The sequence below is a fragment of the Litorimonas cladophorae genome, assembly GCF_014652455.1.
GTDB lineage: Bacteria > Pseudomonadota > Alphaproteobacteria > Caulobacterales > Maricaulaceae > Litorimonas > Litorimonas cladophorae.
In genome coordinates, this window is the sequence record NZ_BMYV01000001.1 from 1,014,739 (window position 1) to 1,040,140 (window position 25,402).

The 25,402-nt window shown below is 50.8% G+C and carries 17 protein-coding genes; 8 read left to right on the forward strand and 9 right to left on the reverse strand.

Features of this window, described 5'->3' with window-relative positions:
• Window positions 1–48: 48 nt before the first annotated feature.
• Genes IE073_RS04915 through IE073_RS04930 form a run of 4 tightly spaced genes read left to right on the forward strand, consistent with a single transcriptional unit; the run spans window position 49 to window position 3,813 of the window.
• Window positions 49–2,007, forward strand: coding sequence for a heme lyase CcmF/NrfE family subunit (locus IE073_RS04915; RefSeq protein WP_189582058.1), 1,959 nt, complete (start codon window positions 49–51; stop codon window positions 2,005–2,007).
• Window positions 2,004–2,534, forward strand: coding sequence for a DsbE family thiol:disulfide interchange protein (locus IE073_RS04920; RefSeq protein ID WP_189582061.1), 531 nt, complete (start codon window positions 2,004–2,006; stop codon window positions 2,532–2,534). The genes IE073_RS04915 and IE073_RS04920 overlap by 4 nt, the downstream gene beginning before the upstream one ends.
• Window positions 2,534–2,980 carry a cytochrome c-type biogenesis protein gene (locus IE073_RS04925; protein WP_189582064.1) on the forward strand — a complete coding sequence of 149 codons (447 nt, stop codon included), beginning with the start codon at window positions 2,534–2,536 and terminating at the stop codon, window positions 2,978–2,980. The genes IE073_RS04920 and IE073_RS04925 overlap by 1 nt, the downstream gene beginning before the upstream one ends.
• Window positions 2,977–3,813, forward strand: coding sequence for a tetratricopeptide repeat protein (locus IE073_RS04930; protein WP_189582067.1), 837 nt, complete (start codon window positions 2,977–2,979; stop codon window positions 3,811–3,813). Before IE073_RS04925 ends, IE073_RS04930 begins: the two co-directional genes overlap by 4 nt.
• 326 nt (window positions 3,814–4,139) lie before the next feature.
• On the opposite strand, the gene IE073_RS04935 is transcribed toward IE073_RS04930, so the two are convergent.
• Complete coding sequence (locus IE073_RS04935; RefSeq protein ID WP_189582070.1) at window positions 4,140–7,208, reverse strand: TonB-dependent receptor; 3,069 nt, start codon at window positions 7,206–7,208, stop codon at window positions 4,140–4,142.
• A 347-nt stretch (window positions 7,209–7,555) separates the two neighbouring features.
• On the opposite strand from IE073_RS04935, the gene IE073_RS04940 reads away from it, so the two are divergent.
• A complete protein-coding gene (locus IE073_RS04940) occupies window positions 7,556–8,575 on the forward strand; it encodes a sugar kinase (protein WP_189582073.1) in 1,020 nt (339 codons plus the stop codon).
• A gap of 11 nt (window positions 8,576–8,586) precedes the next feature.
• Here IE073_RS04940 and IE073_RS04945 read toward each other — a convergent pair whose 3' ends face one another.
• From IE073_RS04945 to IE073_RS04980, 8 genes are all read right to left on the reverse strand, one after another.
• Window positions 8,587–9,939, reverse strand: a complete 1,353-nt coding sequence (locus IE073_RS04945; RefSeq protein WP_189582076.1) for a polysaccharide lyase family 7 protein — start codon at window positions 9,937–9,939, stop codon at window positions 8,587–8,589.
• Window positions 9,940–9,941: 2 nt separating this feature from the next.
• The gene (locus IE073_RS04950; RefSeq protein ID WP_189582079.1) at window positions 9,942–10,697 is read right to left on the reverse strand and encodes an SDR family NAD(P)-dependent oxidoreductase; all 756 of its coding nucleotides are present in this window, start codon (window positions 10,695–10,697) and stop codon (window positions 9,942–9,944) included.
• A 79-nt stretch (window positions 10,698–10,776) separates the two neighbouring features.
• On the reverse strand, window positions 10,777–12,948 hold the full coding sequence (locus tag IE073_RS04955) for a heparinase II/III domain-containing protein (RefSeq protein WP_189582082.1): 2,172 nt from the start codon (window positions 12,946–12,948) through the stop codon (window positions 10,777–10,779).
• Between the two features lie 2 nt (window positions 12,949–12,950).
• A complete protein-coding gene (locus IE073_RS04960; protein WP_233349824.1) occupies window positions 12,951–15,278 on the reverse strand; it encodes a polysaccharide lyase 6 family protein in 2,328 nt (775 codons plus the stop codon).
• A 149-nt stretch (window positions 15,279–15,427) separates the two neighbouring features.
• Window positions 15,428–16,174 carry a FadR/GntR family transcriptional regulator gene (locus IE073_RS04965; RefSeq protein ID WP_189582084.1) on the reverse strand — a complete coding sequence of 249 codons (747 nt, stop codon included), beginning with the start codon at window positions 16,172–16,174 and terminating at the stop codon, window positions 15,428–15,430.
• Between the two features lie 184 nt (window positions 16,175–16,358).
• Entirely contained in the window at window positions 16,359–19,688 is a 3,330-nt protein-coding gene (locus IE073_RS04970; protein ID WP_233349825.1) for a TonB-dependent receptor domain-containing protein, read from the reverse strand.
• Window positions 19,689–19,865: 177 nt separating this feature from the next.
• Window positions 19,866–21,548 carry a right-handed parallel beta-helix repeat-containing protein gene (locus IE073_RS04975; protein ID WP_189582087.1) on the reverse strand — a complete coding sequence of 561 codons (1,683 nt, stop codon included), beginning with the start codon at window positions 21,546–21,548 and terminating at the stop codon, window positions 19,866–19,868.
• A 32-nt stretch (window positions 21,549–21,580) separates the two neighbouring features.
• Window positions 21,581–22,375, reverse strand: coding sequence for a 2-keto-4-pentenoate hydratase (locus IE073_RS04980; RefSeq protein ID WP_189582090.1), 795 nt, complete (start codon window positions 22,373–22,375; stop codon window positions 21,581–21,583).
• A gap of 195 nt (window positions 22,376–22,570) precedes the next feature.
• On the opposite strand from IE073_RS04980, the gene IE073_RS04985 reads away from it, so the two are divergent.
• From IE073_RS04985 to kduD, 3 genes are all read left to right on the forward strand, one after another.
• Entirely contained in the window at window positions 22,571–23,620 is a 1,050-nt protein-coding gene (locus IE073_RS04985; RefSeq protein ID WP_189582093.1) for a LacI family DNA-binding transcriptional regulator, read from the forward strand.
• Between the two features lie 78 nt (window positions 23,621–23,698).
• On the forward strand, window positions 23,699–24,547 hold the full coding sequence (kduI, locus tag IE073_RS04990) for a 5-dehydro-4-deoxy-D-glucuronate isomerase (RefSeq protein WP_189582096.1): 849 nt from the start codon (window positions 23,699–23,701) through the stop codon (window positions 24,545–24,547).
• An 8-nt stretch (window positions 24,548–24,555) separates the two neighbouring features.
• Window positions 24,556–25,305 carry a 2-dehydro-3-deoxy-D-gluconate 5-dehydrogenase KduD gene (gene kduD / locus IE073_RS04995; RefSeq protein WP_267905563.1) on the forward strand — a complete coding sequence of 250 codons (750 nt, stop codon included), beginning with the start codon at window positions 24,556–24,558 and terminating at the stop codon, window positions 25,303–25,305.
• The last annotated feature ends 97 nt before the right edge of the window (window positions 25,306–25,402 follow it).

A 25,402-nucleotide genomic window follows, 5' to 3' on the forward strand; every position in this document is an offset into this window, starting at 1 on the left:
GACCTCTACCATTGAGGCGGTCGACGGCTTTCGTTAACAGCACCGCTAATGACCGTAGAAATTGGACATATCGCCCTGATTCTCGCCTTTTGTGTGGCGCTGTTTCAGTCCGTTATTCCACTTGTCGGCGCACAGAAAAATAACGCGCGTCTGATGGAATTTGGTGACCGCGCCGCGGTCGGACAATTTCTGCTTTTAGCTTTCGCCTTTATTTGCCTGACGATCACATTTGTCGTGTCGGATTTCTCCGTGAAACTCGCGGCAAATCACAGCCATTCCGACAAACCTCTGCTTTACAAAATCAGCGGTGTCTGGGGCAACCATGAGGGCTCTATCCTGCTTTGGGTTGTTATGATGGCGGGTTACGGCGCGTTCGTGCCGGTTCTAGGCAAAGGTCTGCCAAAAGGGTTGAAAGCCCGCGCTATCGCCGTTCAAGCCATGCTCGGTGTGGGGTTCTTGGGATTCATCCTGTTCACGTCAAACCCGTTTGAGCGGCTTAACCCTGTGCCCTTGGATGGCAGTGGATTAAACCCAATCCTGCAAGACCCCGGCCTCGCCTTTCATCCGCCTTTTTTATATCTCGGGTACGTCGGTTTTTCCCTCCCTTTTAGTTTCGCGATTGCCGCCCTCTTGGAAGGTCGCGTCGACGCGGTTTGGGCCAAATGGCTACGCCCGTGGGTTTTGATCGCCTGGAGCTTCCTGACGATTGGGATCGCACTTGGCAGCTTCTGGGCCTATTATGAGCTCGGTTGGGGTGGCTGGTGGATGTGGGACCCCGTTGAAAATGTCAGCTTCATGCCGTGGCTTGCGGGCACGGCCTTGCTCCATTCGATCATGGTCTTAGGCACACGTCACAGTATGGCGAGCTGGACGGTTCTCTTGGCGATCACGACCTTTGCTTTGTCGCTGGTCGGGACATTTGTCGTGCGCTCTGGCGTTCTGGTGAGCGTCCATGCTTTTGCCGTGGACCCAGAGCGTGGCGTATATCTGCTCGCCCTGCTGGGTCTCGCCACCGGCGGTGCGCTGACGCTCTACGCCATGCGCAGTCATAGTCTGCGAGACATTAAACCCTTAAACGCAACCTCCCGAGATGGGGCGTTGGTGCTAAACAATATCTTGTTGATTACGGCACTCGCGACAGTTTTTCTTGGCACGTTTTACCCTCTCTTTATCGACGCTATCAACGGGTCGAAAATTAGTGTGGGTGCGCCCTATTTCAATCTGACCTTTGCGCCAATCATGTGCCTTCTCATCCTCTTCATGGGTATAGGGCCGATGTTCAAATGGCGTCAGGATAGTTTGAAGCGCGTGCGCGGCCCCATCATGATTGCTCTGAAAGCTTTCGGCGTCGTCTTCCTCCTGACGGCCCTCTTTGGGAAATCTGTCCTCGGCGGGATTGCATTGGGGTTAGCCGCTTGGTTGGCGGTCGGCACACTCATCGCCTTGGGCCGAAAAGCAAATTGGAGCCTCAAAGGTCTCCGCGCTCAACCCGCCGCGACATGGGGGTTTGTCGGCGCGCATCTGGGAATGGCGATTTTCACCGCAGCCGTCACGTCAATGAGCGTTTGGGCGGATACAGAAATCGGAACATTGAAACCTGGTGAGTCTTTGGACTTGGGGGCTTACACATACACCCTGCAAGACGTGTCAGGCGGAAAACGGTTTAACTACGACTATTACGGCGGTGACGTCTTGGTGGCGAAAGGTGGCCGACACATTGCAACACTGGCCACGGAACGTCGGTTCTTCCCCGTGCGCAACCAATTGACCACAGAAGCTGGATTGCATTTGTCCTTCGGGCAAACTCTGTTTGCGAGTATTGGCGAGGGCGACCCGGAAGGCGGATTTGTCGTGCAAGTTTATCGGCATCCATTTGTCGTCTGGATATGGCTGAGCGCGGTTCTGATGGCCCTCTCAGGCTTTGTTTCGCTGGCCGATCGCCGTTTGAGACTGCCGACCCGTGCCAAGGAAGTAAATCTGACGGCTAAAGTGGGGGCCGCAGAATGAACCTGCGGGGCTTAATACCCTTAGCGGGCTTTTTCGTGCTGGTGGGTTTTCTCGCGTTTAGCTTAACTCGCGATCCTAGCATCTTACCCTCAGAACTCATCGACAAGCCCTTCCCTGAATTCGAGCTCGCCAATCTAGCGGAAACAGACACACTCGACGCGTCATTGCTTGAAGGCAAAGTTAGTCTAGTCAATGTTTTTGGATCTTGGTGTGTGGCCTGCACTGTCGAGCACCCACAGCTTATGGCTTTAAAAGACGAGACAGATTTGCAGCTCGTTGGCGTTGATTGGCGCGACACGCGCGAGAACGCGAACCGCTGGCTTGTCCGTCACGGGAACCCTTATGATGTCGTGGTGTTTGACCCACATTCGAAATTGATCGTGCCACTGGGTATCACGGGCGCCCCTGAGACTTTCGTCGTCGATCGTTCTGGGCAAATCCGGTACAAACATATCGGTGTCATCACCCCCGAAATCTGGGACGATACGTTGCGACCGCTCGTCGAGAGCTTGCAGGCGGTCCAGTGATGGCGCGATATCTTTTCATAATCTTCGCATCCGTATTTTTCTGCGTCGACCCAGCTTACGCACAAACTACGCCCGAAGAATATCGCGCCCGAGAGATCGGCGCGCAATTGCGGTGCGTCGTCTGCCAAAACCAGTCGATCGAAGAGTCGGATGCCCAACTCGCTGAGGACATGCGTTTAGTTGTCAGAGAACAAGTTGAAGCGGGCGCCAGCAATGAAGCCGTCATTGCCTATATGCGCAATAATTACGGCGACTACGTGCTGCTAAAGCCGCCCGTGCAAGCCAACACTTATGTGTTGTGGTTCCTTCCTTTTGCCCTCGCCCTGTTTGGCTTGTTGTGGTTTGGCCTGCGCTCAAAACGCAAATCGCAATTTGTGGAAACACAGGCCGCACTTTCAGCCGAAGATCAGGCTATATTGGATGATTTGATGCGGGAAGATACATGATCTGGTTCCTTGGCCTCGGCCTGGCTCTGGTGGTCAGCCTCTATCTCATCGCGCCATTTTTAGCCCGCGATGTCGACATATTTGAAACAGATGAAATTACGGCTTATCGTGAAGAACTGCGGGCACTTCAGTCTCGTGAAGACGGCGCTGAGGCCGAGATTGCAATCCTGCAAGCTCGTCTTTTGAAAGCGGCCAAGGCCGATGCACCGCGCGCGGGTGGGCGTTCTGCGGCACTGCCAGTGGCGGTTAGCCTGTTGCTGGTCAGCAGTGGCTTGGGCCTCTACGCTAAATTAGGCTCGCCTGATTTTGAGCCTATGATCCGACAGCAACCTCCAGAAATGGCAGGCGCATCCCAAGGCCCTGATTTCAGCACACTTCTCCCTCGGTTTGAAACCCAACTCGCGGAAAACCCAGAGGACGTCACAGGCTGGTATCTTTATGGGCGCGCCCTCATGCTTTCGGGTCAACCCACCGCCGGATTGAGAGCTTATGAACGCGCTTTAGAGCTATCGGACACGCCTGAAATACGCAAAGAATATGAAGCTGCGAAGACTTATGCCGAGCAAAGACAGCGCGGCCCAAGCGCCGAAGATATCGCCGCTATGCAAAGCCTCTCGGAAGCAGAGCGCCAGGATGCGATAAAAGGCATGGTCGCGTCCTTAAGCGCTCGCTTGCGCGAAGCCCCTAACGATCCGGCAGGATGGGAGCAATTGCTCCGATCACGTAAAGTTTTGGGCCAAGACGACCTTGCGCGCGATGATTTGATTGAATTGCGCAAAGCCCTGCCAGAGCAGGCAGAAGCGATCATCGCTCGCACAGGATGGGCTGAGTAGGCGAGACTTTCGCATTTCGCTCTCGTGCTGATTGGCCGATAAAGAACGCTGTTGGGATCTCGCACCTTAGCTGCCGATCTATCGTCTATCTTTGGTTATCGGGTCTCAACCAACTTGCATTTTGGCACATGCAAGTGCGTGCAACACTCCACCAAACGCCTCCGCCACCGCCAGCGATTTCGCCTGCCTTTAGAGGTATTTAAGCGAGTGAACTGGTCTCAAAAGCTGTGATCAGATTCAGAATGAAATCAGACCAAAAAAAAACGCCCCACAGAGTGAGGCGTTTTCGTTTTCATTGGAACCGCAGTCGATCTGCGGTTTTAGCTTTAGAATGTGTAGCTGGCACCGAAGACGACACGACGGTCCGTGATACCTTGGTAACACTTCAGTCCGCCATCGCTGAGACAATAAACATCGGAAGATGCCTCGGTCAGATTGATTGCGTCTACTTGCAGAGTAAGACCGTCAAGAACTTCATAGCTTACGCTACCGTTTAGCTGACCACGAGATTCTTGAATGCCTCTGAAACCAAACGGCGTGAAGACACTACCTGTTCCTGGCAGATTGCTGGTCGCGAAGGAGTCTCTCCACGTATACCGAAGTCGGGCCGATAGGCCATACTTCTCGTAGTAGCCTGTCAAGTTATAAGCGTGATTGGACAAGTTCAGTAAAGTAGCCGCTTCACGCGTTGCATTAGGGAAACCTTGCGCCCCGAAGATAACGTTATTTCGGTTACCCGAAACTGGTACAAAGCCCGTGTTATTTTTCTCATCTTGGTACGTGTAGTTAGCAGTCATACCAAAACCAGATGCAAACCCAAGCTGATCTTCCCAAGCTGAAAGGTTGTACTGAACTGCAACCTCAATACCCTCTTGCGTGGTGGAATTATCGGAGTTGAAGGTCGACTGGTTGCCAACGCAAACACCGACTTCGCCGTTACCGAAAATACCGGCCTCTGTACCTGGAGAGAAGATACCGCCATTTTCACAAGGCGCAGTCGTGTCACGTACACCGCCAGTTTCATCTGGTGTATCTACGACGGCTCCAAATAGACCATCACGTTCTTTACGGAAAACACCGACACTAAACACGGCCTCTGGTGCGAAATACCAATCCAAAGATGCATCAAGGTTCTGAACCTCTTCTGGCACCAAGAATGGGTTACCACCTACAGAGTTACCGTTAACACCACCAAAGTCCGGGAATGTTCTTGCGGCTGTGATCGCTGTGAAGTCTGGCCGGCGAATATCTTCTGTATAAGATCCACGAAGGACGACATCTTCAGTGACATCAATTGCAACGTTTACGCGCGGCAAGAAGTGATCGTAGCTGCTGTCAACCGTGACCAATGTTGCGACGCCATTTGTGAACTGGTTCGCCGTCGACTCAAGTTGAGTGTCAATATAACGCAGACCCGCATTACCCCGAATACGACCCAGGTCGAAATTCGCCTGACCGTAAATTGCAAGCGTATCTTCTGTGATATCAAAGAAAGCGGCATCATCCGAAATTAGATCGCTTCGGAAAATCGGTCCAAGACCTTGAGCTGCAGCGGCCGCATTGATTGTCGCGACGGCTTCTCTCGTATTTCTTGTTAAATTCGGATCTACTTGCAAGACCCCGTCGACGGCCAAAGCGTTTCCGGTCCCTGAAGCGAAATTATCAGGAATTTCACTAAGTAGCTGAGAAATCCCGCCCGCGTTCAAGCTGCCTTCAAGTCTGCTGCTGCCACTGCGCTGCGCGTCCCGGTCATCTCTAAGGCTAGACCGCTCACCAAAGCGAACACCAACTTCGACGGAAGTTAGGAAGTCAGAAAGACCTGTTTCTGAAAAGTCATAGCTACCGTCTAGACGGAAGGCCCGATCAGCATTTTCACGGATGTCACCACTGTAGGTCGGAGTACCATCGAATACATAGTTGTTCGGGTCCAAAAGATCCGCTTCTGATGGAGCAAATGGGTCCGCAAAATTGACATCAAACCCAAAACCGTTGCTCAGATCAAAAATGATCGGCGTACCGTTTTCATCTCTGAGGCCATCACCACTTGGCGCAATAAATGAATTCGGGTTTATGAAGTTCAAGTTGACGGATAGGTTTGGATTGACTGTATCAGAACTTGATCTAGCGAATTCAGCATTGACCGTTAAAGCTTCTGTCGCTTCCCATTCACCACCAAGTCTAACAGTTGTTGTCTCAGTGAAGCGGGAACCCGCATCCGAACCAACCCGGAAGAATGGAGCGCCACGCCCATCATTTACTTGCGCGTCAGCTTGTAGTGGTGTGAACGTACCCTGCGTAACAATGGCAATATCGCCAAAGTTCTGCGTGCCATTTTCACCAATGGCAGAACCGATATTTACGGTTTCGAACCCTGTAAAGTTGATGTTACCACCCGGAACGACCGCGCGATCACCAGAGCCGTTAAGACGGCTAACGTTGGAGGCCTGAACTCGAGAACCCGACAGGCTTTGCTGCTGATCGTTATATACGATATCCGCAAAAATTCTCAAATCATCGGTCGGTTTGGCTTCGAAAGACCCAGCTAAGTTTAAGGTTTCAAATTCCTGCGTTCTTTGAACTTGGTTCAAGAATTGAACGCCCAAGAAGCGATCTACGCCTGATGGACAGGCTGTGGAAGGAACCGCCACCGTACAATCGGTCAGATTATCGCGATCAAGACGCGGACGGAATGCGGTGTTTTCTGATTCAGTGTAACTGCCGCTCATGACGAAGCCAATCTCTTGGCCTTTAGCGTTTTCCCAGTTGTTACCGAGAGCGCCTGAAACTCTTGGCGAGATGCCAGATGTCAGACTGCTATCTTCACCCTGAATACGGACAGAGGCCAGAGGGCCTTTCAGATCAAGCGGGCGGATTGTTCTCAGGTTGATTGTACCGCCAACGGCGCCTTCAATATGCTGAGCTTCAGGGGCTTTAATAACCTCAAGACCGGCGATGATGGCTGGGTTAACGTCTGTGAAGTTGATGCCGCCGCGACCATTACCAGCGCCGACCGTGGTCACGCCGTTGAACTGAATCAGGTTCTGATCGGAACCACGAATCTGAACGCCTGTACCGACGCCTTCTGTACGCGTGATTTGGATACCCGTGATGTTTTCCAATACCTCAGCCAGGTTTTGGTCTGGGAGCTTACCGATGTCTTCGGCGAAAATCACCTCGACGAGGCTATCTGCCTCACGCTTTTCGACCAGAGCGTTTTCTAGAGACGCACGAATACCTGTTGCGATAACGACATCACCTTCTGAATCGGCGTCTTGCGCAGATGCCGCGGTTGCGAGCATCATTGTAGATAGGCCGACACCGAAGAGGAGTGACGATTTAAGCCAAGAGCCCGAGGTGGGCGTCTTCGCGCGTGTTTTCATGGTTGGTTGTGACATTGTAGGCTTTCCCCTGAGTTGCACTTGTTATTATTCCGAATCCGTTAGGCACCAAAACTGGGGAAACTGTCAAGCCTATACTCCAACCAATTAAACTTAATTGGTATGACCAATTAAGTTTTATGAGAATATGTTGCCAGATTACCACACATCTGGACAATAACGCCCCATTTTCTGAAGAGTAATTCAGCGAGAACGTTCTTTTCAATCGCCATAAAGCCTATTCTATAAGCCTGCTTTTGGTGCCATGTATCGATTTCTCGCCGAATATAATAGTTTTGGTCGCCTCCGCTATCCATATGCGGTAGGACAAATTGGACTAGATAAATTTCTTGAGGACTGCCGCCGTGACCATATTCACTTCCCCCAAAATCGCTTGTTTTGGTGAGGTTCTTATCCGTCTCTCGGCGCCTGCGGGCGAACGCCTTCTGTCCTCTCCTGCCCTTTCCACCCATGTAGGTGGCGCGGAATTAAATGTGGCGTCTGCGTTGGCTGCCTACGGTCTCCCTGCGCGGATGATTTCGGTCCTTCCCGATAATGCCCTGGGACACGAAGCTCGACGCGAAGTCGCAGGGCGCGGGTTGGACGTACAACACCTAACTCACGCATCAGGCCGACTAGGCCTTTATTTCCAAGAACCTGGATCTGATCTGCGCGCGGGCAACATCGTTTATGACCGCGCGGACTCTGCCTTTGCGAAAATCACACCAAACGCCATTGATGTGGACGACATTTTAGAAGGTTGTAATTGGCTACATATCTCTGGCGTAACGCTGGCCTTAGGCGAAGATGTCGCGAATTCAGCCATAAAACTGGCACAAGCTGCCGCCCGAAACGATATTGATGTCTCCTTTGATTTTAATCATCGCGCAAAACTATGGGCCGCTTGGGGCGGCGAACCCGCGCCATTCCTCAAGCAAATGATGGAAACAGCGACGGTTGTTATGGGCAATGATTTTGACCTGATGAAGGTCCTAAACGAGCCAAAAGCCCGCGCTACGCGCAGCCTACATCTGGCTGACACAGCCCTGGCGACCTTCCCGCGGTTACGTGCTATTGCATCGGCCTATCGTACGGTTGAACGTAATGAGAAACATCGCCTGCGCGGCGAGCTCGTGACGCGAGACATGCGCGCGCAGACGGAAGAAATCATATTAGAAAATGTCGTGGATCGTGTCGGTGGCGGAGACGCCTTTGCGGCGGGCTTAATTGCAAGTTTTGCCAAAGAACTCGCGCCCGAGATCATCTTAGATCACGCTTTTGCATCAATGGTACTGAAGCATGGTTGGCGCGGCGACGCGACACGATCCACTTGGGAAGAAGTCGCGACTTTCGATCTTGCGGCGGGTGGCGACGTCAAACGATAGAGCTAAGGGATTTAATGCGTAGTTTCTAGTTTGTAGAAGGTAGCCTGCGCATAATCGTCCGGCTTGCCAGTCTTATCCTGAATATAGACCCCTGCTTTGAAATAGAGGTATTCCTGATCGATATTATATCCACTTTGACTGATATCTAAGGCCTTCTCGGCGCGGATATTTTCGTCTTGTAAAATTGTGGTCGTCAGGGTCGTTCCGGTGACATCTATACGATAGGAAAATGTTTCACCCAAGCGAATGCCATCTGCTGGCTCCTCAGCATTTGACGCCCGGGACCCAATCAGATCAAAATATTCGTCCGTGCCTTTCATGCCGCCGACATCTTGCCGCTCATGGGCGAAATAAATCGAGCCCTTCTCGTGGTTTGGAAGTCGTCGATAATATAAACGGATCGGCTCGTTCTTCCATCCGTGGATTTGTCCAATAATTACCCGACCCACTTCTTTTTCAGCGCCAGTGGTCGTGACATGGTCGACTTTCAACGTGGCCTCCAATCTCCCACCTATAGCTCCAGCTTTGGCACGCGCGGACTCTGAAGCGGAGGCAAGCACCCAATTGTTCAAGCCGGGTTTGGCGGTCGAGATTGAAGTATCTCCCGCTCTCAACATCTCCCGCAGTTCTGATCGTGTATATTTGGTGTTCTCTGAGGTTTTTGCGCCCGCAATCGTTGACCGAAAAACCATACCGCCGTCTTCGGCGGTGTAAAAAAACCGTTCATCTTCAAAACCAGAGGTCAAGGCGGTTTCGTAGATACTGTCCGACTTCCCGTTTTTATCTTCATCGATAGGAATAGAGAGATACCATTTCGACAAATCGAAATTTTCGGAGGGCGGCAAAGTTGGGGAAAGTCCTGTTCCCCCAGATGTTTTTGAAAGAACAAAGTGACTTAGCTTCTGATCCCCTTGGGCGCCAACATCCCTTAGGACAAAGTCGTCCAGTCGACCCGTTTTCCCATTATAAGAAACAAAGAGTGTCGCCGACGCTGATTGGCCTGAGTTAAAATTTAACGCTGTCGACGTCCACTTTTTCTTACTCTTGATACGGTCAAAATACAGACGTCCATCGACTTTTACACCAATCAATACCGCCCCGCGTAATTGAGCGGAGAGTTTGTAATGACGCTGAGGCGTCACCTGAATGACCTGCTTCAACAGGCCCGTTTCACTGACCAATTTAGCAGAATGCGCGCCCGTTTTGCCGTCATCCGACAATGCGACCGCGCCTGCTTTACCATCAGTTGTCCAGCCTTCAAAGCCCGACTCAAATCCGGGATTGGATATCTGCGCAGTGGCGGTGTTTGCCAAAAGCGCAGGCGCCAATATTAGGGCGCTAAATATCCAAGCCAGGAACTTCATGCCTAGCTAAAGAACATACCGCCGTTGATGTCGATATTTGCGCCCGTGATGTAGCTGGACTTATCGGAGGCAAGATAAACAACGAGATCTGCGCAATCTTCGGATTTACCCTGACGGCGCAAAGGAACGCTATTTTCGACATGTGTGCGCACGTGGTCTGGGGTGAACGTGTCGTGGAACGTTGTATCAATCATGCCTGGGCAAAGTGCATTGCTGCGAATACCGTCTGGGCCCAGTTCCTTCGCCATTGCACGCGTGAACGCCATGACCGCAGCTTTTGACAGCGCGTAAGCTGCCGATCCGCCGCCACCGCCGTCGCGTCCAGCGAGGGAAGCGAGGTTCACGATTGAGCCGCCTTTTGGCATGTGCGGGACGACAGCTTGTGTGGCCAAGAAAGTCGAATTCATATTGAGGCTGACGACATGGTTTAGGAACTCTTCGTCCATTTCAGCCAATTTCTTTCGCGCTACCAATCCACCCACATTGTTGACGAGGACGTGGATGTCATTCCCGAAAGCTTTGGTTGTCGCCGCGACAAGTGCATCAACATCGGCCTTCTTGGTCATGTCGCCTTTTACGAGGATCGCTTCTCCGCCCGCGGCTTTAATTGCAGCCATTGTTTCTTCGCCAGCGGCTTTATTGTTGCAATAGTTTACAGCAACTTTTGCGCCCGCTTGAGCGAGTTGGATGGAGCAAGCGCGGCCAATGTCACGTGTGCCACCTGTGACGATTGCAATTTTTCCTGATAAGTCAGTCATATTCGTATCTTTCGGTTTAAAAAATTAGTTTCGTATTCAATTGATTTTAATGGCGAGAAAGAGGTTGTCGCCGCGGTGGTTATTGAGAATTCAAGAGGTGAGCTGGCCCTTGCCATTTGATTGAGTTGCCAGAAGCATCAGTGGTTTCAAATTCTTCATTTGAATCGGCTAGTAAAAGCGTCACAGTTTGACCCGCTTTGGACAAAATATCCACGCGGTCATAGCCTGTTTCTTCACGATGGGAAACCGATGCCACGCTACTATGACTGTTAACGGTGAACTCCAAGGTTGGATCATATTCGCCGTGGCTTTCAATGACAGTGACGAAGCTCGCGTCGCTCACTTTTTCAGCCCGCAAAACTAAGGCAGGTTCGCGACGAAGGTTGAAGTTAGGATCGTTTGCGCCGGTTTCAGCCAACAAGATTGTTGTGTTATCAGGGGTTGCTGTCGACAGCGTGTAAAACCGATCATCCAGCAAGAATGTCAATTGAGACAAATCGTTCACAGGCTCAGCCTGTCCCGTCTTCCAGATGTACTGATATCCATTCTTTTCTCCCAAAGGAGAGCGTGATTGGCTATCTGCTGAAATCTCAAAATTTGTATCGATCAATTGCCCATTGTAGTGGAACGGCAGATCATATTGATGCGAGCCACTGCTCTTGGCTTGAACAATGTCGATGATGACGGGACGCGCAAAAGCGGCATCTCTAATGATGGCCGTCTTTCGTGACAATTCGGTTCCAGGATAGGCGTCGGACGTCTTTGCCGAAGAAAGCTGAAGGTTGGTGGTCGTAATAAAAGGCCCTAATTCAGGCGCAAATTTATTACCCGTCGCTGTTTTGCCATTGAAATGGCTCGTTTCATCGACAACCAATGTGTTGTGAGCAATCGTTTGTTTCGCATACAGATTATTTTCCGGGAGGTAATGCCCCCCATATTTTGCTTCAATATTCAAGAAACGCGCTGCACCATAGTCCCGAAGAATTTCGTTTCCATTATCATAATACAGCATGCCCAATTTATCGAAATGACCGTGACCCAAGCCTTGGCTTGTATGCTTCATCACAAGCGCCTGATCATCTGGATCGTCTGATACGCGAAGGATATCTAGGGCCCCTTCTGTACCGCCTTGACCGTCCAACAGACGCATGGAGCGATAGTCGAAAGGCTTAGACTTCCCTGCGGCAATCGCATCCGCGACTTTCTTGCTTTCGGGGGTGAGTACAAATTTTCCTTGGGCCTCGGCAATGGACAAGAGACCTGGGTCACCTGTCAAATCATATGCAATTGCGACACCGTGCAAGAGCTCAGTCGTCGCAATACCTTTGTCCTTCAGCGCGTCATTAATCGGGAAAAACAAACCGCCGTAGTTTTGGTGGATCGTACTCTCGATCGCTTTTTTCAAGATACCGTCGCGGACTTCAAAAATTTCCCGCTCAGGCTCATTCTGTTCAATATATTTGGCAAACAACACAAAAGGCATCAACGCGTAACGCTGATAATACGGCCCTTCGTTGTAATATCCGTCTGGAGAAAACAGCACGTCCATCTGCCGCAAAAACCCGCCCTCACCAGAGAGATCGAGCCCCAGGAGGGCCTTTTCGACATAGGCGTCATCACCAATGGCGTAACCCGTTATACCCACCGCCGCAGTCGCCCAGGTGCCGTGATTATGAACTTTGTTGAAGGTTTCAGGTGAGCCTTCCGACAAGAAGTCTGACATATTCCGGAGCAGGTTCGCTTCAATATGCTCTCGCTGCTCTTCGGACAACGTCCCGTGAATGGATTCATAACCCTGGGCGGCATGAACCAGCCACCAGCTTTCATTCAAATTTTGCCAGAACATACGACCAGGCGATTGCTCTTTTTTCGCAGGATGCTGTCCCCAATTTGGGTAAACCGTAGCATATTCTTCGAGAAGATCAGCAACAAAGCTCGCGTATTTTTCCTCGCCCGTAAACCGGTAGAGGGCTCCAGCATTGAAAATTAGGCGCGCATTGTCTTTATGCTTTTCATGGGTGTATCCACCCCCAGCATCTTTTGGCACGGGAACAGCAATCGGCGCTGCCATTGCAGCGTCAACCGCTTCGCGAGCCGAACTCAGCGTTTTATCGAAACCTGTCGGTTGGACGGACGGCACGAAGAGTTGATCAGCCGATTGATTGGTTGCCAACCCTGACGTTCTTGGCGTTTCTGCTGCGCATGCAGCCAGCGCCATTGCCGCCAGCGCTAATGTTGACGTTCTGATCATCTTCAAAGCCCCTGATTACCAGATAGAATTGCTGTATTCTCTGCATCGCTATTGAGTTCACGAATGCGCGGGGCCGCCGTGCCACCGAAATCATTGTTCAAAATTTGGGTCTTTGGTTCCCCAACAGTGTGATCAATAAGAAGCGGACGGGCGTCCGAGAATGTATTTTTATCGAAAAGCGTGACTTGCGCTCCATGTATTAAGAAGCTGCCGCCCGTTTTATTACGCTTATTGGCGCCTACTTTTTCGAAGGTTGATCCCGTGACAGTGACATGTGGACCAAATGTGCTTTCATCTGTGCCACCACGATAAACTGTTGCGACGGTACCACCAATATTTGAGAACTCACTATCGGAGATAGTTAGGTACTCAGCGCCATAGATACCATAGTCATCGGTTTCACGATCCAGTCTCAAGACATGCCCCGTGGCATCAGAAACCTTGACGCGTTCCAAACTAATGTTGTCGGCGAACGTGCCCTTGGCCGTAGAAATCACGTCAAAGGAATGATTTACGTCGAGATCTTCGAAAACCGTATCCGCGATTTCTAAGCGGTAATTTTCCAGCATTGAATATGGGCTGGTGCGGATAACAACATTGCCCGCGCTATCGGGTGTATCAGCGCCCGAAATTGTTAGGCCCTCCACCCGAAGGCTACCCCCGTCTTGTATTTCGAACAACGCATCACGTTCGTAAAGGAGGGTAACGTCGCCCTCGCCCTCAAATTTCAATGCGCTTGTGACAGGGATGACCCGATCTGCGGTATGTGTACCCGCCAATAAACGGATTGTGTCGCCATCTTCGGCTTGAGCCACGAGTTTCGCGAGATTGCTTTCGCCTGGTTTCACCGTATGAACTTTTCCGGATCCAAACACGGTCGCCGAGCCGGCCTTCGGATAGTAAGACGCGCCGGTGTCAGACGCCTGCGTCACGACTAGGTCACGCGGAGCACCAACTTTTTCGGCACCCGACGGATAGAGCAATCCGTTTGCACCGCGTTCGAGTTTGACATCATGAACTTCAAATGCAGATTCAAGCGGTTTAAGCGCTACGTTGCTAACATTCCCTTTGAAAGCGATCCCCGACATGTCGTCATAAACCGTCATGCTATTGCGGTTTTTGCGGTGGACGATCAAATTATCTTCCATCCGGGTGTCGACAGGCACAGCGCTACGTTCGGCGTCGCTACCTGCGCCAAGTTGGATATTATCGCTGTCGACCAATGTGTTGTTTGTAATGACGGCAGATTTAACCTGGTCATAACGGTTGATCGGTCCGTTCGGGACGCCGTTCATCACGACCAATGCGCCGCCAAAGCGTGACCCTGTCAGCCCCTCCATGTAATTATCCCGCACGGTTTGCCGTGCATTGATAACGCGGAAGCCACCTGTGTGGTCTTCGCCCTCACCCAAGAAGACATTTCGCTCCACAAGATTGCCATTCCCATGACGAAGTGTCAGCGTCCCCCGAGATTTATAAAACGTGTTGTTGCGGAAGACATTCCCGCCTGATTTGGACGAGATAATCTCAACTTCGCCATCACAGCGATCAAAATAGTTATTTTCAACAAGCGTCAGGCTGTCACTGCGGGAGTATTTACTGGTTCCAATACGAAGCGTTTCACCCCCATTTGAACCTAAGATAGGGCGCGGACCAAAATAGTTATGGTCAATGCGATGATTGTTCTTTTGGCTGGCTTCGCTATCCATACGGACAGCCATGGTCACGCCACGGTTACGCTTATTCACCAAAGTGTTGTGATCAAAGCGATTGTTTTGCCCATACATCATGACCCAGAAATCCCCAGACGTACGCTCTGGTGGATTGTAGTCGTCAATTACAACATTATGGACTCGCGAATGATTGGCGAGGTGTTGTTTATTCCGTCGAAAGGAAATCACTTCCCTGGTGGGCGTAAACCCATTTTTAAAGACGAGGTTTGAGACGTCCAACCATTCGCCCGCTAGTCGGAGATTAGACTGACCGCTCAAGATAACTTTGCCTGGCGTTTCGCCCGTTAGTGAGATCGGCTTGTCTTCGGTACCTTCGCCAGTGAAAAGAATTTCAAAATCTACCCACTCACCATCCGCGAGCACTAAGGTATCCCCTGGCTGCAAAGATTTCATGGCCTCCGCATATTCGTCTTGAGTTGAAACGAGAACCCGCTCGCCCTGCTCCACAGACGTCGAGGTTGCTGGAGAGGCGTTTTCAGACGGCGCGGGCGCACAGGCGGAGATTGCCCCAGACATCAGGAGGACCGTGGCGATCGCTGTCAGGGTAATGGGCTTAAGGCGCCCGTGAGACATCTGAATATTTCCGCGCTGATTCATGCCAAGCCTCTTAAGAACACAGACAGCCAACCTCCTTCATAGGAGTCGGCTTTCTGATCATATGTAAAACAGCATAGCCCAATAAAAGCAACGCCTGTCAACCAATTAATACGACCAATTCAAACAATTGGTATATTCTGATAGGTCACCTACTCGATTTGTTGTGATAATGTGTAACGAGACCGGCTTTCGGATGATTTGCGCTGTACTTCACGTAACGCTTGCGCCTCCGACTCCACCAGCAGCGCTTCAATCATGCGCGAGAAATGGGCACGCATTGCCACACGCGCAGCGGAAGAGTCCCGGCGCATTAGGGCCTCAAGAATACGCTTATGTTCGTCTTCCCGATGACCTTTGTCTTTATGGCAGACCGTTTCATAGACAGCTTGAAGCTGCGACGCTTCCTCTCGCATTTTCCATAAACTATCGACAACAAACAGGATCGCGTGGTTATTCGTGGCCCGCGCGATGGTCAGATGAAATTCCGCATCGGCCTCTTCGGGATTCATTTCGTCTTCCACGGCACCCGTCATAATATCGATAAGGTGCTCTAAGCGCGCCAGATCTTCGTCTGTAATCATGGGTGCGGCTAAGGCGGCCGCTTCGCCTTCAAATAAGGCGCGCGCCTCTGTCAGCTCAAAAGGGCCGACCTTAGGCAGACCGTAAACCGGCAAATTTGAGCGATCCAGAACATAGACCCCAGAGCCTACTTTTATCTCCACGCGACCCTGCGCTTGAAGCGCAATGCCGGCTTCGCGAATAGAAACCCGACTCACGCCGAAACGCTTTGCAAGGTCGCGCTCACCCGGCAAACGCGAACCTGGCGGAAACACGCCAGAGTCAATCAGCTCCAAAAGCTTATTGGCCACCGTATGATACAGTCTCTTTTCAGTCATTACTCAACCCTGATATTCCCGTCCAAGTTTGCACTATGCTGTCAATGAGCAATATGTCCATACCAATTTGAAAATGACACCGCTGTCTGTTTAAAATCGGTACATAAAAAAGGCCGCCATTTAGGCGACCTTTTGTTCTGAAGTGACGTGCTAGCCGCCACATATTTTAGTCTAAATCGCCCGTTTAGAAGCGACCCCGTACACCAAAGAAGATGCGCGGGCCGTAATCATTGACCTCATAACGATCATCTTGGACGAAGGCGTACTGGTTCTTAGGCTCGCTAAGAATATTGATCGCTTCGGCTGTGACACGGAAGTTTTTGTTGATGTTGTAAGACGCGCGCGCCTCCCAGACACCAACTTCACCAACATAACGCAAACGGGTGCCGTCCGATGTAAACGGCTGGAAGTAGTTATCGCGGTACTTGTAGTTCACCGACAGATCGAGATCACCAACGCCGTAATAAACCTGTGCGGAAAGCGTATTCTCGGACAGACCTGGCAATCCAGCTGGCGCAATGATGCCTTCGTTCGTCTGAACAACGGATCCGTCCAACTGACGCTCAAAAGCATCGCCGTAACGGCTATCTTCAAACTCAAAGTTTGATGTGACGTAGTTATAGCTAACTTTCGCACCCAGACCGCTCAAGAGACCGGGAAGATAGGTAAAGCCATGTGAGGCCGTAACTTCGATCCCGAAGAGTGAGCTCTGATCGTCGCTTGTCTGCGAGACTGAAACAGCACGCGTAATATCGGCACCGTTCACACTGAAGGATTCATTCTGGCGAATGTTTTCGAAACCGCCCTGGAAGGACTTATAATAACCGCCGAGGGCCAGGATTGTATCTGGGTTCGGATAATATTCGAAGCTGGCGTCATAATTCCATGACATCAACGGATCGATTTTTGGGTTACCTGTCGCGCTCACGCTACCGATCAACTCTTCAACTGTAGTGATTGGATTTTCATCATCACCTTGGTTTGAAGACAGGGTCCGGCTGAAGCCCATATCTGCTGGGTCTGCACGCGACATCGCGCGGAATACACCCAGACGTACGATTTTCGTGTCCGAAATATCCATGATCAAATTCGCGCTTGGCAGAATTCGAGTGTAGGAATGCTTGGATGAAACGGACTCCAAATCTCCGAAGGACAACGTCAATTCACCGTCATCACCGGTGTTCACATTCAAGGCACTTCTGAAGCCAGTTGCCTTAACATCCGTGTCCACGACACGAACACCAATGTTACCGGAGATTGGAAGCGTTCCGTCAATTTTGCCTGCGTAATTGGTCATCAGGTAGAAAGATTTCGTCGTTTCTTCAACATCGATGACGTCGAGGCTTTCCTTTGAAAGATTTGGAGCAATGTTAGAGAATGCATCCAGAGCGCTTCCAAATGAATTTTCACGCGCGTCGGGGTTGCTGAGATAAGCATTTATGTCGCCCAAAATAGAATTGAGTGACTCGACAGCCGTATCGGCAACACAACCCGCGTCGAATTGCGCCCAGCCATTTGTGGAAGATTCAACATTGCCATCATCATCATATATCGTGACGAGATCACCGCTACGCTGACTGCTCAGGAAAGAGTTACCTTCCACGAACGGATTATAACACGCGTCACGTGTAGAGCCGATAATACCAACAAGCGCGGCTTCTAAGGCCTGCTGTTGCGCACCTGCTGCGCCGCTGTCGTTAGAATCATCAAGGACTTCGCGGTTATTGACTGTTAGCTCACCATCATTTTCAATCTCGAACGAGAAACGTCCGCGGTTCGCGTTCAGAGGATTGCCAGAGTCAACGCCGCCTCCGCCACCGAGATCGACGTAATCCTGTTGTGACCAACGAATACCGGCTTCCAAATCTTGGAAGAACCCGTCGCCTAACTCATAAGTCGCGTCGAAGCGGCCTGAATTAATTGTGTTTTCGCGTTCGACATCGCGATCAATACGGACCCGGAGACGATCTACATAGTTTGATGCATCGTTTACATCAAATGCATCGCTTCCATAGAGGCCATAGAGTGGAACGCCGCCGCTTGCATTATCATATGTGATAACGGGAGAACGGTCAGATTGAATACGGAACTCACGGTTTTTCTCATTCCGCTCTGTCTTTGAATATCCATAGTCCGCTGCGATTGATAGACGATCCGTGACCTCATAAGCGACGTTGATACCGCCACCTAGATACGTTTCTTCACGTTCGAAATCACCGCCTTGAACTTCAATGTTGCCGTCGGTTGCCGCGAATAAGATCGCGCCGCTGGACGTGGTGCGAAGGGCATCCAAAGTTGTGTCGAAGGGCAAGCCGTCTGCACCCAAGCTGGTATCATTGCGACGACCACCATTGAAGGTCAGGTCGCTGCGCTGCTCGGTTTGAATACGTTCGGACCATTGTGCATCGAGGTTAATGTCTAAACGGTCATTTGGCGCCCATTGCACCGCGCCAAAAATGGAGTCGCGCTGATCACGTGTATCGTTTTGACGGAAGTGACGCTGAGATGGAGCAAATGCGAATGGCGTGTTTCCATCTATGCTGGTTCCATTGTCGGTGAGCGACGTATCAAAGCCCTCTGTGTCTGATCCACGTGTGTCCAAGTTTTCTGAGTTACGGCGATCATTGAAATCATCACAATCATCGTCACCGCGATCTCTAGTTTCTGGGTTGTTGGAGAACCCTGTGAAGGTTCCGCCATTTGTCTGATCCGTATATTGCTCACGTCCGTTTGAAATGAGGCAAGCAGGTCGCGAAGTCCCAAGCGGGCTGGTTTGACGTGCCTCAGCTTCTGGCTGGGAAATGTCACTGGTTTGGACACCTAAGGAAAATCCAATGTCGCCATTGCCAAGCTCAAACTGATCAACATAGCTGCCTGTTAGGCGATAACCCAAATCGCCAGCTTCAGTATCATCTTGCTTCAACTGATCGGGGTTTACATTGGCTTTTGCGTCGAACTGAATGCGGCGTTTACCGAAATCAAGTGGCTTGAGTGTTTCGATTTGAATTTGACCCGCAACGCCGCCTTCGATTTGGCTGGCGTCCTGCGTTTTGAAAACGGCCAGCTTATTGACCAACTCTGATGGGAATTGAGAGAAGTTGACAGAACGATCGCCCGAACCATTTGTTGCGGCTCGGCCGTTGACAACTGTTGAAGACAAATACGGACCGAGGCCCCGAATTGAAACTTCAGTCGCCCCACCGTTTTCACGATGTGAGGCAACACCCGTGATATTCTCGAGCGCCTCACCAATTGAAAGGGCTGGAATGTCACCGATTTCGTCGGCCGAAAGTCCGTCGACGATTTGCGTGCTGTTGCGCTTCAAAGCAATCGTGTCTTGAATAACTTGGCGTGTCCCAACCGCGATAACCTCGTCTTCCGTGTCGGAAGACTGTGCCATAGCAGGCTGTGCCATGAGGCTGAGAATCAGAATCGACGTCGACGCGCCCAATCCTTTTTTCAAACCAGCGTAAAAACGCGAGTTAGCGGTCGTGCTTGTGATATCATGAGACATCTCGTCTCCCCCTTTTTCGTTTGCTCGTCTTGTTTGTTATTTAGTCGTCTTATTTGCTACACCAGTGGACCAATGCCGCACGCACAGTCAACCCCTTAACAGGACCATTTTTCCTATATTGGTCCTACCAATATAGGAAACTACAGCTGAATTAGACCTTTACCCTAAATTTGCGGGTTAAGGGGTCAGTCTTTTACGCAATTGATAGTCATATAAAGATGGCACATCGGTCATTGGTACGTTGAGGCGCTCAATGTAGGGGGACGGCCGATAATCAACGTCAAATTCCCGATTCCCCGAAATGCCGACCAGGCGCGCATCGGGTCCTTCGGCGATTCCTCTCAACATGACTCTCTCCGAGCGCGTCGCACCGCTTTGTACATTTACCCTCAAATTCCAGGTCGTGTTGAAGCGACCATGGCCCGGCTGCCAATATCCCGCGCCACTGCCATCCCAAATCGGGTAAAATGGCCCATTCTCATCTCGATCCGCCGCCACTTTGACTGTGATGTTGTCAAAAAGGTTCTGATGATTAGCACCAGCGTGTTGATCCAGTACAGCCGTTTCATTCACGATTGCATTTTGGAAAACGCATTTCGTCGATTGGGTGTTGAGACTGAGAGAATGCACACTTGGATTATTCACGGTCAGGTTTTTCACGACCATATTGTGAACATTGCCCGCGTGAACCGAATAATGCGCACGACGCTTTCCGGTTGTTTCAATGTTGGAGATCGTCACATTCGCGCTGTTATAACTCAGAATCCCGGTGTCGCCATTGTGGACACTAACGTCTCGGACCCAGCCGTTGAACACGCTAGTCAGGTAAATGGCGTTATAGCCGCGTTCCATGTGGTGCCCAAACGCAGGTGAGTCAGGAAAGGAGATGTGTAAATCTTCAATGCCGACATCCGTTATGTGGTCCCATTTCGCAAATTGCGCTGGAAGATCAGCAGAAATGTTGTGAAGCAAGGGGTCGCTGATGACGACCTGATCCCCCTCAACCGATAAGATCTCAGTTTTCTGACGTACGAGCGGACGATCTTTATTTGTCCAATGTCGAGAGCCGATTTTGACGTCTGTGTCACCATACATCTCTCGGATCAGAGGCCCCTTCTCCCCGCGTCGGTTGGACCATTGCAATTCCACGACATCCCCAACGGAGAGCTCACTGCCTTTATCAACGCTAACAATTTGGGTACCTACATCCCCGTTTGTGACGTTCGCCAACACAATGATTTTTGGGTCCTCGCTTTCGAGGTAGGACGCCGCACGCGTACCTTCCTTCTGAACCCAGATGAAACCACCCGTCCAAGAATACTCGGAAAATAGCACATCTATGTTCTTGTCTTTCTCCCGTTGACGTTTGTCGTATTTCTTTAAATATCGACGAATTTCATCGAAATGATCACCCGTTTCGACCATTTGAAGCGGGCGCGGTATATACAAATTCGTCCCAGCTGGCCCAGCGCCGGAGCCTCGCAGAACAATATTGCTACGCTGGATTTTCAGGACTTCAGATAAAATAACTCGTCCTTTTGGAAGTTGGACGACCACAGGACCCGCTACCTTATGCGCGGCATCCAGAGCCTTAAGTAATCCCGCCGAGTCATCGATAACGTCATCCGCGATCACGCCGAATTTTGTAACATCAATGACCTGGCCATCGAAAACTGGGATTTCGCCTACGCCGTGATTATATCCCGCAAAAGAAAAATCTGGTAGGTAGTTTTCCCCCATAACCTGCGCGTCGTTGAGAATCTTGATAGGCCCTTGGGCCTGAACTGAGGTCGATGCGCTTGCACAAATTATACCCAAGGCAGCTAAAATCGATATGCGATTATTGAAGGTATTTTTCATGCTATTCGCAGCGCTCTCGTTTTTAAAAGGCCTCACTCAGGCTTTTGGGATGTCAGTATAAGATCAATATCAGCAACACCGGTGCAACTTACGGTGCTGGATTGCCCGGAATAGGCTCGATGGACACCCGTCACGGCCCCGGTCGTGATCAACATGCCCTTTTTAAGCGGAATGCCTCGCCGCGCTGTGTTTTCTAAAATAAAACGGAACGCTTCATACGGCTCGGGCGGGGCTTTAGCCCCCATGCTTTTACCCTCAATCACGGTCTCGATGATCCAATCGTCCAATGAAGACTCGTTCCAATTTGGAAGTATCTCCCCCAATATGAGACCGTGATTGTTTCCGAAATCCGAAATCGGTGCGAAGGCTCCCATCTCGTTGATATGAGGGAATGGACTACTGGCGACCTCGACCCCAAGGCGGACGTCGCCAATATACTTTTTGGCCGCCTCAAGCGTCCAGTCCAACTTGTCCACAGGCGCATCTCTGCTCACTTCAAACACGATTTCCGCCTCCACTGCGCCGAAGCCTTCGGCGTAAATCGGCATGGGAATCCGTTCACCTGTACTGTGATGAACATTATGCGCGAAAACAGGTCCTGCGAGCTTAGACGCTCCAACTTCAGCAGCCTGCTCAGGCCCGATGCCGCCAACTTTCCACCCCGCAATTTTGTGAGGCCATTTCGATATCGCGATATCTTGGATCCTATAAGCCTCTGGAAGTGATGCAGGGAACTTTCCAGGATATTCGGTCAGTCCGCGGCAATTGCGACGCGCCGATGTGAAAGCGTCAGCAACGGCCTCAAGATCTGAAAGGGTGGCGGTCATTGTAGAAGTCTCATTCATTTTTAGATCGAAGTTTAGCGTCAATCCAATTTATAGGTAACCGGTGTCATAAAGCAAATACTCGGTCAGCCTAATCCGCAGATTTCAATGCGTAACTTTGGTCGCGCTGGCGAATCACCCCAGAGCATCAAAAAAATAAAGCCTTGAAGGACAACGCTGAACCCCTAATGCAAGATTATGACGACGCAGCGGGACAAGGGCACAATTACCATCAACGATATCGCCCGTATGTCCGGCGTGTCGAAGAAAACCGTCTCACGCGTTATAAATAAGTCCCCGTCGGTTGGCGCAAATACGCGCAAACAAATTGAAAAGATTATTGAGGAAACCGGGTTCATCCCCAACCCGCAAGCTCAAGCCCTCGCCTTTCGTCGCTCCTTCTTAATTGCCCTCGTCTACGACAACCCAAGCCCGCAATATATTGCGAATATTCAGCGCGGGGTCCTCAAGGCTTTGGAAGGCACGAGGTTTCAACTCGTCCTACGGCCATGCGACCGAGCAGAGCTTAACTACCACGACAAAATCCTATCCTTCGTCCAGCAACACAATCCGTTCGGCCTAATTTTTGTCCCATCTATGTCAGAGGACATTGAGCTGTCGCGAAAGCTCAAAGAAAGAAATTGTCACTTCGTTCGTATCGCATCTGTGGATTTAACGGACCCAGCCCATCAAATTAAGACCGCCGACGCCGAGGGTGCAAAACTGGCTGCGCGGCATTTGGCGCAACTTGGGCATACTAAAGTTGCGCATATCCACGGGCCCGAACTATTCCAATCAACGCATGAACGTCGGGATGGATTCAAAGCTGGCCTCGCTGAATTTGGCTTAAGTTTAGCCCCCGAACTCACGATAGAAGGCGCCTACACATTTGACTCAGGCGTCAAATGCGCGACAACGCTATTGCATGGAAAAGAGCGCCCCACCGCCATATTCACTGGCAATGATGAAATGGCCGTTGGCGTTTACGTTGCCGCGAGAAAGGCAGGCTTGCGGATCCCGCAAGACCTTTCCGTTGTAGGATTTGACGACACCCCAATCGTTTCCCGCATTTGGCCGCCTATGACGTCTGTCAGGTTTCCTATTCGGGATTTAGGTTTCGACGTAGCTACGCTTTTAATCGACTCAGATAAGATGCCCCCTGCCCAACAGCGCACCGTTCCACAAATCGTCGAGCTCGACCTTATTATACGCGAGTCGACAACCGCGCCCGTTTCAGAAATACGATGAAACAAGAATAAAATTACAAATAGCCCTTTAAAATGACACCGGTTACCGTAAACAGACGAAAAAGTGCGGGAGAGATTTGTGTTTAACAAAACATATCATGCGACCCATCCAGACATGATGGATGGCGTGAGCAATGAGCAACTGCGTGATCGCTATGTCGTGCCTGATTTGTTTAAAGCGGGCGAGATCAACATGAGCTATTCGCACAATGAGCGTTTCGTCATTGGTGGTGTGGCCCCTGTTTCAAAGTCGATCAAACTTCCGGCACAAACCGTTCCGGCGTCTGCCGAAGGTCACCCTTTCCTAGAACGTCGCGAACTGGGCGTAATTAACGTGGGTGGCGGTTCCGGTACGGTTACGATTGATGGGACGACCCATAATCTCAATAAACTTGACGGTCTTTACATTCCAATGGGCAGCGATGACGTCGTCTTCGCGTCAGATGATGCCTCCAACCCTGCTAAATACTACCTACTTTCGACACCTGCTCACAAAGCATATGAGGTAGTCAAAATTTCAATCGATCAAGCCGTTCCGCTGGAGCGCGGTTCACTGGCTGAAAGTAATGAGCGGATCATCTATCAATATATTGTCCCGACAACGGCCAAGTCTTGCCAGCTTCTACTAGGTCTCACCATACTTAGCGAAGGCAGTGTGTGGAATACGATGCCACCGCATCTTCATGATCGCCGCTCTGAAGTTTATTTCTATTTCGACCTCGATGAAAACGCCCGTCTTTTTCACTTTATGGGTGAAGAGGACAAAATTCGTCACATTGTGATGGAAAATGAGGAAGCTGTGATTTCCCCGCCTTGGTCGATCCACATGGGGTCGGGAACGAAAGCTTACTCCTTTATCTGGGGTATGGGCGGTGAAAACTTAGATTACACCGATCTCAATGTCTGCGATATCTGCCAGCTTCAATAGTGTCCTCTATGTTCGATCTTTCAGGTAAAGTCGCACTTGTTACCGGGGCCAATACGGGTCTTGGGCAGGGCATGGCCCTCGCACTTGCGGGAGCTGGCGCAAATATAGTTTTGATCGGACGGTCCGAACCGACTGAAACCCTCATCGAAATCGCGAAGCTAGGGGTCAAATCTCACTCAATCCTGACAGATCTAGGTAGTGCGGACAACGTCGCTGGCATTGTTGCCGAAGCCGCCGCCACATTTGGTTCCGTCGACATCCTTGTGAACAATGCAGGCATTATTAAACGAAACGAAGCGATCGAATTTACACCCGAGGAATGGGACTCGGTAATGAACGTAAATCTGCGGACATTATTTTTTCTGTCCCAAGCCTTTGCTCGGCATCTCGTTGACGAGAAAAAAACGGGTAAGATCATCAACATTGCGTCTATGTTGACTTTTCAAGGCGGCATTCGGGTGCCTTCTTACACGGCGTCCAAAAGTGCTGTTGGAGGGCTGACGAAAGCCCTCGCGAATGAATGGGCACAGCACGGCATCAACGTCAATGCAATCGCCCCGGGCTATTTTGCCACAAATAACACCGCAGCTCTTCAAGCCGACGAAAAGCGTAACAGCGAAATCTTGAGGCGTATCCCGAGTGAACGCTGGGGAGAGCCTTCCGATTTGAGTGGCGCTGTTGTATTTTTGGCCTCTGCAGGATCCGACTATGTGCAAGGCATTACGCTTCCTGTCGATGGAGGCTGGCTATCGCGTTAGTCTCTAAAACAACTACCTACCCATTTTTATTCTGGCGTACTCTTGCGCGGCTGAGTGGTTTCGGCCACGCATATAATTAATTAAAAATCTGGACCGT